At 37.1% G+C, this 12197-nt stretch carries 13 protein-coding genes; 6 read left to right on the forward strand and 7 right to left on the reverse strand.

Annotation, left to right across the window (positions count from 1 at the left end; translation table 11 throughout):
- Positions 1 to 13: 13 nt before the first annotated feature.
- The 3 genes from ACT9TX_RS15615 to ACT9TX_RS15625 all read right to left on the reverse strand — a co-directional run bounded on the left by ACT9TX_RS15615 (position 14) and on the right by ACT9TX_RS15625 (position 3719).
- Complete coding sequence (locus ACT9TX_RS15615; protein WP_481339682.1) at positions 14 to 574, reverse strand: peroxiredoxin; 561 nt, start codon at positions 572 to 574, stop codon at positions 14 to 16.
- A gap of 238 nt (positions 575 to 812) precedes the next feature.
- On the reverse strand, positions 813 to 2006 hold the full coding sequence (locus ACT9TX_RS15620) for a carbamoyl phosphate synthase preATP-grasp domain-containing protein (protein WP_481339684.1): 1194 nt from the start codon (positions 2004 to 2006) through the stop codon (positions 813 to 815).
- Positions 2007 to 2174: 168 nt separating this feature from the next.
- Positions 2175 to 3719: a YifB family Mg chelatase-like AAA ATPase gene (locus tag ACT9TX_RS15625; RefSeq protein WP_481339686.1), complete on the reverse strand. Its 1545-nt coding sequence runs from the start codon at positions 3717 to 3719 to the stop codon at positions 2175 to 2177.
- Positions 3720 to 3827: 108 nt separating this feature from the next.
- On the opposite strand from ACT9TX_RS15625, the gene ACT9TX_RS15630 reads away from it, so the two are divergent.
- On the forward strand, positions 3828 to 4229 hold the full coding sequence (locus ACT9TX_RS15630; protein ID WP_481339688.1) for a c-type cytochrome: 402 nt from the start codon (positions 3828 to 3830) through the stop codon (positions 4227 to 4229).
- Between the two features lie 197 nt (positions 4230 to 4426).
- Here the strand turns inward: ACT9TX_RS15630 and ACT9TX_RS15635 are convergent, their stop codons facing one another.
- From ACT9TX_RS15635 to ACT9TX_RS15650, 4 genes are all read right to left on the reverse strand, one after another.
- A complete protein-coding gene (locus ACT9TX_RS15635; RefSeq protein ID WP_481339689.1) occupies positions 4427 to 5191 on the reverse strand; it encodes a nucleotidyltransferase family protein in 765 nt (254 codons plus the stop codon).
- Positions 5192 to 5244: 53 nt separating this feature from the next.
- Positions 5245 to 6687, reverse strand: coding sequence for a RapZ C-terminal domain-containing protein (locus ACT9TX_RS15640; protein WP_481339691.1), 1443 nt, complete (start codon positions 6685 to 6687; stop codon positions 5245 to 5247).
- A gap of 117 nt (positions 6688 to 6804) precedes the next feature.
- Positions 6805 to 7218 (reverse strand): Dabb family protein, encoded by a 414-nt coding sequence (locus ACT9TX_RS15645; protein WP_481339693.1) that lies wholly within the window; start codon positions 7216 to 7218, stop codon positions 6805 to 6807.
- A 2-nt stretch (positions 7219 to 7220) separates the two neighbouring features.
- Entirely contained in the window at positions 7221 to 8399 is a 1179-nt protein-coding gene (locus ACT9TX_RS15650; protein WP_481339695.1) for an N-acetylmuramoyl-L-alanine amidase family protein, read from the reverse strand.
- A gap of 158 nt (positions 8400 to 8557) precedes the next feature.
- On the opposite strand from ACT9TX_RS15650, the gene ACT9TX_RS15655 reads away from it, so the two are divergent.
- From ACT9TX_RS15655 to ACT9TX_RS15675, 5 genes are all read left to right on the forward strand, one after another.
- The gene (locus ACT9TX_RS15655; protein ID WP_481339696.1) at positions 8558 to 9925 is read left to right on the forward strand and encodes a peptidylprolyl isomerase; all 1368 of its coding nucleotides are present in this window, start codon (positions 8558 to 8560) and stop codon (positions 9923 to 9925) included.
- Positions 9926 to 10701: 776 nt separating this feature from the next.
- The gene (locus ACT9TX_RS15660; RefSeq protein WP_481339698.1) at positions 10702 to 11109 is read left to right on the forward strand and encodes an OsmC family protein; all 408 of its coding nucleotides are present in this window, start codon (positions 10702 to 10704) and stop codon (positions 11107 to 11109) included.
- A gap of 5 nt (positions 11110 to 11114) precedes the next feature.
- Complete coding sequence (locus tag ACT9TX_RS15665) at positions 11115 to 11339, forward strand: (4Fe-4S)-binding protein (RefSeq protein WP_481339700.1); 225 nt, start codon at positions 11115 to 11117, stop codon at positions 11337 to 11339.
- Between the two features lie 40 nt (positions 11340 to 11379).
- Positions 11380 to 11649, forward strand: a complete 270-nt coding sequence (locus tag ACT9TX_RS15670) for a hypothetical protein (protein ID WP_481339702.1) — start codon at positions 11380 to 11382, stop codon at positions 11647 to 11649.
- 95 nt (positions 11650 to 11744) lie between these two features.
- Entirely contained in the window at positions 11745 to 12143 is a 399-nt protein-coding gene (locus tag ACT9TX_RS15675) for a dioxygenase family protein (RefSeq protein WP_481339704.1), read from the forward strand.
- Positions 12144 to 12197: the final 54 nt, after the last annotated feature.

A 12197-nucleotide genomic window follows, 5' to 3' on the forward strand; every position in this document is an offset into this window, starting at 1 on the left:
ACACCAAAATTGACTAGTTCATGTTCAATTCTTGTGTCAATGTTTTTTGATCGTTTGTCCAGTTACAAGGGCAAAGTTCGTCTGTTTGTAATGCATCTAATACTCGTAATACTTCTTGTACATTACGGCCTACGTTTAAGTCGTACACACTTACCCAACGTACAATATCTTGAGGATCGATAATGAAGGTAGCACGGTAAGCAATTTTTTCTTCTGCATCTAAAATACCTAATTCCTCAGCCAATGATTTTGAAGTATCAGCTAACATTGGAAATCTTAAATCACGTAAATCGTTGTGATCTCTTCTCCATGCAGCATGTACAAATTCGCTATCAGTAGAAGCGCCAATTAATACTGCGTCACGGTCAGAAAAATCGCTTGCTTTTTTATTAAACTCAGCAATTTCTGTAGGGCATACAAATGTGAAATCTTTTGGCCACCAAAACATAACTGTCCATTTACCGCTTGTTTCGTTGGTAAGTTCTACAAACTCTTTACCTTTTTCAATAGATACGACTGCTTTTTTCTTAAACTGTGGAAATGCGCTTCCAATAGATAATATACGATTGCTCATAATATGGGTGTTTTAAATGTTTACTTGCTTGATTCAAGTGGCATTTAGGGCAATCGCTGAAAGTGGTGCAAATGTGAGGTATTTAATCAACAGCTTTAATCGATATTATCTATAAAGCAATAGTTTCAAACTATGGCACTACCAATCAATGCTTTTGTAGCAACAAAAAAGAGCCACAAAGCGCTGTAATTTGCTTTGTGGCTCTTTTGATATTTTTGTGTCTTTGTGTTAAAATATTCTATTTACTCAAGTTCATACTTCTTTCTTTGTACAAAGTTCTAAAGTATGGGTCACGAAGGTCTTTAATAAAGCGAATCGCTTCACCAGTACTCTTCATTTCTGGGCCTAATTCTTTGTTTACACCAGGAAATTTATCGAAACTGAAAACTGGTTCTTTAATAGCATAACCATCTAACTTATTTTCCATTACAAAATCTGTTAGTTTGTAAGCATCTAACATAATTTTTGTAGCAATATTTAAGTAAGGTATGCCATAAGCTTTTGCAATAAATGGTGTGGTACGTGAAGCACGTGGGTTGGCTTCAATTACATACACTTTATCGTTTTTAATGGCAAATTGTATGTTAATTAAACCCTTGATATTTAATGCTCTAGCAATTTTCTCGCTGTAATATTCCATTGTTTCTACAATCAATGGCGTTAAATTAAATGCTGGTAATACCGCATTACTATCGCCACTATGTATACCTGCTGGCTCTATGTGTTCCATTACGCCCATCACATGAAAGTTTTCACCATCAAAAATGGCATCAACTTCTGCTTCTTGACATCTGTCTAAGAAATGGTCAATTAAAATTTTATTATCAGGTATGTGTTTTAAAATGCTGATGCAAGCTTGTTCTACTTCTTCATCGTTAATTACAATGCGCATACGCTGACCACCCAATACATAGCTTGGACGAACCAACACGGGATAACCTACTTTATTAGCTACTTCAATGGCTTCTTCTGCGGTGTAAGCAGTACCATAATCAGGGTAAGGAATGTCTAGTTCTTTCAACAAATCACTAAAACGACCCCTATCTTCAGCAATATCCATACTGTCGAAGCTAGTACCTATAATTTTTATACCACGGTTGTGAAGGCGTTTTGCCAATTTCAAAGCCGTTTGGCCACCAAGTTGCACAATAATGCCTTCAGGTTTTTCTAACTCAATTATTTCCCACAAGTGTTCCCAAAACACAGGCTCAAAATATAACTTATCGGCAATATCAAAGTCGGTAGAAACAGTTTCAGGATTACAGTTTACCATAATTGCTTCATAACCACACTCTTTAATTGCTAATAAGCCGTGCACGCAACAATAGTCAAACTCAATACCTTGGCCTATTCTATTAGGGCCACTACCTAAAACAATGATTTTTTTCTTTGAAGACGAAATAGATTCGTTGGAGTTAAGTGTACTGCTCATTTTTAAGAAATTGTGCAAATGTAACGGTACAGATTGTTTGTTGAAGTTATTTTTTGCTCATGAAGGTTTTACTTCAATAGAGATTACGCTAAAAACCTTACTCCATCGGGTTTCTAGCCATCTGTATTGCTTTTTTCAAAATTTTAGCTGCGCAAAAAGAAATATCTTTTACCCAGCCCAACCTTCTCTATCTAAACTTCTATAATGGATGGCTTCGGCTAAATGTTCGGGTTTAATATTTTCAGATGCCGCTAAATCTGCAATAGTGCGGCTTACTTTTAAAATACGATCATACGCTCTTGCACTAAGGTTAAGGCGTTCCATTGCACGTTTAAGCAATACCTCGCCCACAGGTTCTATTCTACACACTTCACGAAGTTGCTTGCTCGTCATTTGTGCATTGGCATAAATACCTTCTTGGCCATTGTAGCGCTTTGCTTGAATGTCTCTTGCACCAATTACACGTTCACGAATGTGTGACGAGTCTTCCCCCTTGCTCACCTTACTCAATTCACTAAAAGCAACAGGTGTTACTTCTACATGCAAATCTATTCTATCTAATAATGGTCCAGAAATTTTGTTCAAATATTTTTGAACTGCACCCGGCGGGCAAGTACAAGCTTTATCAGGATGATTATAAAAGCCACAAGGGCAAGGGTTCATGCTAGCAATCAACATAAAGTTTGCTGGAAAATCTAGTGCCACTTTTGCTCTAGAAATCGTCACCTTGCGTTCTTCCATTGGTTGACGCATTACCTCTAATACCGTTCTTTTAAACTCGGGCAATTCATCTAAAAACAAGACACCATTGTGTGCTAGCGATATTTCACCTGGCTGTGGCACGCCACCACCACCTACCAAAGCCGCATCTGAAACGGTATGGTGTGGGCTTCTAAATGGTCGCTTATTAATGAGTGATGCATTTTCTGGCAACTTACCTGCTACGCTGTGAATTTTGGTAGTTTCTAAAGCTTCTTGCAAACTTAATGGTGGTAAAATGGTAGGCAATCGCTTAGCTAGCATGGTTTTACCTGCACCCGGCGGCCCAATTAAAATAGCATTATGGCCACCTGCTGCGGCTATTTCTAATGCACGTTTAATATTTTCTTGACCTTTTACATCGCTAAAGTCAAAATCAAATTCGTATTGATTACTAAAAAATTCTTCTCTTGTATTTACATCAACTGGTGTAAGCGATTGTTCATCTTTAAAAAAGCCAACTACCTCACACAAATGTTCTACACCATATACTTTTAGGTTGTTTACCATGCCTGCTTCACGGGCATTTTGTTTAGGTAAAATCAAGCCCTTATAACCATCTCTTCTGGCTTGTATAGCTATTGGTAGTGCGCCTTTTATGGGCTGAATAGTACCGTCTAAACTTAGCTCGCCCATAATGACATAATCCTTCAAACGCTCAGATTCATCTAGCTGGCTGCTTGCACCTAAAATACCCATGGCTATTGGTAAATCGAACGAAGAACCACGTTTTGTAATATCTGCTGGCGCCATATTTACCACCAATTTGGTGCGTGGCATTTCGAACTTATTGGTTTTTATGGCACTTTCTATGCGCTGCAAACTTTCTTTTACAGCGTTATCTGGTAGGCCTACTATAAAATATTTTAAGTCGCCACCACCAATATTTACTTCAATCGTTATGGCAATAGCATCTACCCCATTCACTGCGCTACCAAAGGTTTTTACCAACATAATGCTCTGTTATTAAAAATGATGTTTTGCAAGAAAAGCCGTTACACAGCATCTTGCATCATCTTACATATTGCTAACTTTGGGGGCTACAAGCGGTACAATATGCAGATGAAATATTTGTTTCTTTTGGTTGTTATAATAGGATTGATTTCCTGTGCCGAAAATAAGCAACCTTCACAATCTAGCAAGATAAAAAATATAGATATAGACAACGATGCTAACTACCAAGCTGGTAGAAACTTGTACATTACTAACTGCGCCACTTGCCACAACCTACGTTACGAACTAACTGGCCCTGCATTACAAAATGTAGAACAACGCTGGAAAGGCAAAAACTTGCTGTATGCATTCATTAGAAACTCGCAAGCAGTAATTGCTAAAGATGCCTATGCTAAAGACTTGTACAGCCGCTACAACAAAGTAGAAATGACACAGTTTGCATGGCTTAAAGATGAAGAGATAGACCAACTATTACACTATATTTCTGTGGCTAGTAATAAAAAGGATTGACGAATGAAATGGCTAACTGCTATATTGATGATTGTTTTTTATTGCGCTTACTTGTAAACAAAGAGATAAAGCCATTTCAAACGATACTATTTCTGAAAAGATTCTTTAACTATTACCAATTACGTTGCTGACAAAAAAACTATTTTCAAATAATTGTGCTGCTTGTGCTAGACTTTATATTAGCGGCTGTTTTATTTTTATCCAAATAAGCTTTCTGCCAATACTATATTTTCAGGCTTACCTACATCTATAAATTGAGTACCAGAATGGTCAAAGCTTTTAATGACGTGGCTTTTAGCCAACTCTAAGTATACATCTACCATAGAAAATTTGCCTTCTTGTGTTATTAATGGCAGCAACTTACTACTAATAACATGCACACCACTAAATGCTTTTCTGTTAAAAACAGTAGCTGGTTTAGATATGCGTTGTTCACCGGTTTTATCATTCATCCAGCCACTCAATTCATCAGCTTCATTAAACAAAAAATAACGAGAAGAACTGCGATTACTAGTAGCTAAAGTAGCAAGTGGTTGTTGCGCTTTGTGGCTTTGCAACATAGCTGTTAAGTTAAGGTCAGTCAGTATATCTGCATTCATTACCACAAAATCTTCCACATCTTTAAAAAAGCTGCTAGCACGTTTTAAACCACCACCTGTTTCTAATACTTCATCCGTTTCATCGCTTACAGCTACTTGACTACCCCAACCATTGTTTTGCTGTATCGCATCAATTATTTGGTCAGCAAAGTGGTGCACATTTACAATTACATTGGTAACACCATGTTGCTGTAAGTATTCAATATTGCGCTGTAATAATGGCTTGCCATTTACCACAGCCAATGCTTTAGGATGCTTATCGGTAAAGGGTTTTAGCCTTGTACCTAGCCCTGCGGCAAAAATCATACCCCTAACCCCTGAAGGGGGATTTTGAAATCCACTATCTGTTACTATGTTTTCCATTTAGAAGGTTTAGTTTTAACGGCTACAATATTCCCCTTTAGGGGTAAGGGGCGTTATCTTACCCAATTGTCTTTATTGGTGTGCGTAAGCGTTACTGGCACTTTAAATTTATTGCGCAAATGGCGAGCCGTTTGTTCGGCTGCATATACGCTTCTATGTTGGCCACCTGTACAACCAAAATTTATCATTAAGCTACTAAAGCCACGTTTAATGTAATCTTCTACAGTAATGTCTACCAAATCCCAAACACTGTTTAAAAAGGTATTCATCTTGGTGCGTTGCTCTAAAAAATCTTGTACGGGCTTATCTTGACCACTCAATTGTTTGTATTCATCAAAGCGACCAGGATTTAAAATACCACGCATATCAAACACATAACCACCACCGTTGTCACTTTCATCTTTTGGTATGCCTTTTTTGTAGCTAAAACTATTAATAGTTATACGCAACGGTGTTTCTGCATTGGCTTGTACCGTAGTAAAACGTTCTATGATTTCGTCGCTAGCTATTAGCTTCAACATTTTATCAAACTCAGGCGTAATAATGCCCACACGCTTGTGTTCTATAAAAAATTTTAGGTTTTGCAAAGCCAATGGTATGCTAGATAAAAAGTGGGCTTTTCTTTCAAACAAACCTCTAAAACCATACGCACCTAATACTTGTAACAAGCGTATCAATACATAACCATTGTACTGACTTACAAACGTAGTTCGGTCCATTTGCTTGCCTAGCAAGGTGTCTACTTCAACCATGTAATAGTTCAGCAAACGGTCTTTCCAATCTTCACTTAGCTGCGCTTTTGCTTGCCATAATAAACTTGCAACATCGTACTGCAAAGCGCCTTTCATGCCACCTTGAAAATCTATAAAATACACATCATCTTTCTCTACCAAAATGTTGCGGCTTTGAAAGTCACGAAACATAAAATACTTATTTTCTGTTTTGGTTAAATAAGTACTTAATGCCTCAAAATCATCTAGCATGGTTTGCTTATCGTAAGGTAATTGCAGCGTATCTAGAAAGTAGTATTTAAAATATAGCAAGTCGCTTAAAATAGCTTGCTTGCCAAATTCTTTTGCCGTAAGGCAATAGTTATAATCAAGCCCATCATCGCCTTTTATTTGTATGCTGGCAAGGGCTTTCAAGCTTTTTTCAAATAAGCTATAGGCATAGCTTTCGTGGCCATGTTGTTCTAATTTATTCAGCAAACTTTCAGTACCTAAATCTTCTTGTATATAAATGGTTTGCGCATCATTTACACAAAACACCGTAGGCACAGGTAAGCCTTTGGCTTTAAAGTGCTTACTAAAATAAATGAACGTGCCATTTTCTTTTACATTCAAGTTATAGGTAGCAATAAGTGTGGCGTTATTGCTTGCGTAAATTCTAAAGTAAATTCTATCGCTACCGCTTTGTGGCAGTTTTTCTATGCGTGCAGCAGCCTCGTTTGTATACGATTGATATAGCTTACCTATAGCATCAATAATTACATCCATTTGGTTCATTTATTTTTTTGTGCAAGCGAAAGTAGCAGTATGTGTGAAAAGAAAAAGGTGAAAGGTCAAACGTAACACCTAAGGCTTTTTACATTTCACGTTTCACTTCTAACATCCTTACACCGCAAGTGCATCAAACTTGATAGTTTTAGCCCAAAGGCCACCACATTCTTTCACAAATTTTTGGTGAATGTCATCTTTGTGATACTCATCAATACCACTTGGTTCGTCAAATACCATTAGCAACGATACATGATAACCTTTAAGTGGATCATCGGCTTTGTACACCTGTGGCACACCTACATGCGAGTATTTAATTTGCTTTACAGTTACTAATTCGTGCAAGCCATTAATCAATTTTTGTTTGTCTTCTGCACTATCAGGATTTTTTAACCAATAAAACACTTGGTGCATCAATTTTTGTTTAGGTGCATCGTTGGTAATTGCATTTTTATTGCTGCCAAATGCGGTGGTTGCTAAAGTTGCAAGGCCAGCTGTGCCTAAAAATTTTCTACGGCTAAAGTTTGTCATCGTTATTTATTTTTTACGTTGTTTATCCAATCTGTAATGCCAAGATATACTTGCTTGGCTACTTGCGTTTGAAAAGTTTTTGTAACAATACTTTTTTCATCCGCAACGTTACTTAAAAACCCTATTTCTAGCAGGCAATTAGGAAAATCTGTAGGTGCATTTAATGTAAAATTGAAGTTGCCAATATTACCGTATTCATTCATTTTTATAGCCAACATGCGTTTTAAAATAGCCGTCGTTAATGGCCTAAAGCCAATGTGCTTATAGTATGTACTGCTACCACTCACATCTGGTTTTGATGATGAGTTGAGATGAAAACTTATGAGTAGGTCTGGGTTTTCTTGTTGTAGAAACAACACCCTATCGCTATTGTTAAAAGTAGTGTCTTTGGTTCTAGTTTGCACTATGTTTTTAAAGCCAAGTGTTTTAAGCTGCTTTTCAAATGCTTTGGCAAATTGCAGCGTCAAATCTTTTTCAACCGCATCGGTATTAGTACCACCAGTACCACTATTTGTGCCGCCGTGACCAGCATCAATGGCTATTTTTAGTTTTTTAATATTTACCAAATCTGGCTGGCGTTTTACTTTTATTACCAGCGCCTTTTTACTATAGCCAATTGTGTAGCCCCAATGTTGCTGATGCACCAACTCAATTGTTACTTTTACTACATCGTCTTCTATTTGGTTGTAGTAAATGTTTTTTATTGCTTTTAAGTTTTGCAATTGCGTTATCCAGTTGGTATTACTTTGTACACCATAAATGTCTACCATTATTTTACTTGGCGAAATTTCCATCCAGCTTTTGTAGGGCAAATGTTCACCTATGCTGATAGATGCAATATCGTAGCAACTGTCGGTACCTTTTACATACCAACTGTCGGTTAGGTAATAAGGTTTTAATTTGGTAACCGTGTCAGCCACTACAAACTCTTTAGCGATATAAGCTGAATGGTTTTTAGATAGTTGTACCAAAAACATAGATTGGGTAGAATCGATGATTTTTAACAGAACATTGGTATCTAAATAGCCCATTTTAGCGCCACCAAGCCTATCATCACCTAGGCCATAGCTTAATGCGGGCAATTTGCCTGTTGTTTTTGCAAGCCAAAAAGGTTTGGCTGTTTCTTGAGCGAATGATGCCGTACTTACCAACAACAACAGCGCAATTGCGTATTTTTTCATACTTGAAAGATAAATAAAATACCCTAAAAATAAGGTTGCATAAGTGATAAATGGATGTGTAAAACACTTTGCTACTGCAACAGTTTGTTAAAAACCTTACATCTTGCAGCTTTAGCGGTGTACAAAGCCTTATTTTTGATGTCTTAGAAGTGTTATTTATGAAGCAAATTGTTTTATTGTTTTCTTTTACAGTAGTCGCTTTATCGGTTTTTGCGCAGCCCAAAAAGGTGGTGGCAGATAAAATTATTGCCCAAGTAGGCGATAAGATTATCTTGAAATCTGACATTTTAAATGCGATTGCCGATTACAGACGTCAAGGTGCAGAAGCACAACTGCCGGCTAACCCTGAATGCGCTTTTTTAGAAGGCCAATTAATTCAGAAAGCATTGGTATTGCAAGCAGAAAAAGATTCGCTACCGGTAACAGAAGATGAAATTGAAGCTGGTTTGGATTTACAAATTCGTCAGTTTATTGGTATGTACGGTTCAAAAGATGCATTGGAAGAAATTGCAGGCAAAACCATTTACCAAATAAAAGAAGACTTTAGACAAAGTTTTAAAGAACGCAAATTGGCTGACCAAATGCGTGGTAAAATATTAGATGCGGTAAAAATTACACCTACTGAAGTAAAAGCTTACTTTAATAAAATACCTGCTGATAGCCTTGCTTACTACGAAAGTGAAGTAGAAATAAGCCAAGTGGTATTGCAGCCAAAAGCCACGAAAGAGGTAGAAGAGTACGTTATTAAACAACTGTACGATTTAAAGCGTCAGGCAGAAAGTGGTATTAAACCATTTGCGCAGCTAGCAAAAGCAAACTCTGACGATAAAGGTACCGAGCAACAAGGTGGTACATTATCACTTAACAGAACGGGCAAAGATTTTGATAAAGACTTTACTGCTGCTACTTTTAGATTAAAAGATGGGCAAATTTCACCGGTTATTAAATCTAAATTTGGTTACCACATTATTTATATGGTAAGCCGTAGTGGTGATGATGCCATTGTGCGTCACATACTTAAAATACCGCCAGTAACAGAAGATGAAATTAAAGCAAGCCTTGAAAAATTAGATACTATTCGCAAGCAGGTATTAGAGAAAAGATTTGATTTTGGTGAAGCGGTAAACCGTTTTAGTGAAGATGATAATAGCAAATTCACTGGTGGCCGCTTATCTGATAGAACAGGTTCTACATTTTTAAGCATCGACCAATTGCCTGATAAAGAAATGGTGGTGGCTTTAAAAGACTTAAAAGTGGGCGATATTTCTAAGCCGCAAGCTTACATTAACGAAAGAGGTACTAAAATGGTGCGTATCATTTACCTACAAAACCGTACCGAGCCACATAGAGAAAACTTGAAGCAAGATTACAACCGTATTCAAGCAAGAGCTTTAGAAGAAAAAAAACAAGGTGTACTTGAAACTTGGTTTAAAGAACATTTACCAAACTACTATATTACTATAGATAAAGAGTATGGCACTTGCAGTTCACTAGCAGATTGGTGGAAATATGCTGCAGATTTATAACTATTACACTACAAAATACATTACCCAAAGCCCTCGCAATAATTGCGAGGGCTTTGTTTTTTAAACCAATCTAAGCATTATTTTAAAAGCTAGTAGTTGCTTGTTGGATACTAGTTTGAGATTTGTGCACTACAAACTACTACAATTAACTACAGCGCTACTTACTAAACATAGCCGTTGGCTTTACACGTTTTTCACCACTTACTTTATCATAAAGCTTTCTTTAAAAGCACTAATACACAAGTTTATATTTTACATATAAATGCTCGCCCTACGTTACAAAGCGTCTTTTGTAGTAGTTGTTAATATATTAAACGCAATACTGTAGTGGCAACAACTAAACATGCTACTACAAAAAGCAAGTATATGTGTAGGTAAAGGCGCAGTGTTTTACTAAATACCACTAGCATTAACTGTAGCATCTTTGTGGTGTAATAAAACCGATATCCAAATCCTGTTTTCCAATGTTCTATGAAAAACCTATTTGTTAACACTTAAAATTCTACATTAAAAAAAGCAGTTTTTCTATCCCTTAAAAAAAACAATACCAATGGTTCTATGAAAAATCTTTAAGAATAGTTTGATGTTCACGAAATCCAATATTCCTAGAAAAACCTATTTAAGCTGTTCTAAAATCCAAATATCCAGAAAAAGCCGCTTGCCTGCCGCAACACTCGTTCAGTAAATATTGAGCTAGGTGTTGCGGTAGTGCCGTTTATACTACTACCGCCATTAATACAATTTTATGCCTAACTTTAAATTTCATTATTAGAGTTATGGCTACTTTACTAAGCGAGCCTATTAAAGGCAGCATCGGCGTTACAAAGTACTATTGCACCATTGCATGGCGTAATGGCACGCTAATTATGGATGAACCTACAACCATAGCTGGTGGCGACAAAGGTCCTGACCCCTACAGCACTTTACTGGCTTCGCTTGCAGGCTGCACCTTATCTACCCTAAGAATGTACATAGATAGAAAAGGTTGGATTATTCCTGAAATAAGTGTAGCACTAAATATGACACAAGACACAACCACTGAACTTGTTACCAATATTACAAGAGACATCACATTCTCAACAGAGATAACCGACGAACAGAAAGAACGCTTGTTGTTAATAGCTAGCAAATGCCCCGTATCTAAAATTTTAGAAAACAAGATTATTATTCACACAACCGCTTAATACTTATGAATCCACATCAAGTAACAAAAACCTATACTAATGGTGAAGTAACCATTCTTTGGCAGTCTGCTTTGTGCCAGCATTCTGGTGTATGTGTAAAAAACCTACACAGCGTGTTTAAGCCACAAACACAACCTTGGATTCAAATGGAAAATGCAACTTCAGAAAAGATAGTGGCTACAGTAGCCAAATGCCCATCTGGTGCTTTAAGCATTGTAGAAAATAAGTAACAGTTGCTCTAATTCAACCCTTAAAATACCCCCTAAGATTATGTCTCGTAAGCCATCGCTTGTATTGTGTATTGTGATGGATCTGCTTGGCGCAGCCACCTATATATTGCCATTTCTAGGCGAAAGTTTTGATATGATTTTCGCTCCCATTTCAGCTGTGGTGTATTATTTCACTTTTGGCGGAAAGCTTGGTATTATGGGCGGTACGGCTAATTTTGTAGAAGAAATTCTGCCTGGTACAGATATTATACCCACGTTTACCATTACTTGGTTAATTCTTAGATATAAAGCAAAACATCCTGTAGAATAGTTTACAGCAATCCTAAGCCTTCTTGTAAACAAGATTTCCTCAAATAGCGAATTTGGCCCTTTCTCAGCAAGTACATTTGCATATACAAATAAGCAATGAACAGGCAAACCTTTATACAATACCTAACACTCACAACTATGGCAGGCGCAACATCATCGTTACAAAGCTTGGGCAACCTTACTAGCAACTTCTCAGCAACCGATACCATGCCTGTACTGTTTCTTGGTCATGGTAGCCCAATGAATGCCATAGAAGAAAATGAGTTTGTAACAGGTTTTAGAAATATTGGCGCAAGCATTACAAAACCAAAAGCCATATTGTGTATTTCAGCGCATTGGGAAACACGAGGCACATTTGTAACAGCTATGCCTAAGCCAGAAACCATTCACGACTTTGGTGGTTTTCCTAAAGCATTGTTTGATGTACAATATCCTGCACCGGGCAGCCCAGAATTGGCAGCTACTACCAAACAATTAATTAACGCAAGTTGCTAGTTATAAAATAAGTGAGCATCGAAAAGAGTTTAAAAGTTACCACACTCATCAAAC

This window comes from Parasediminibacterium sp. HNIBRBA5674 (assembly GCF_056745525.1).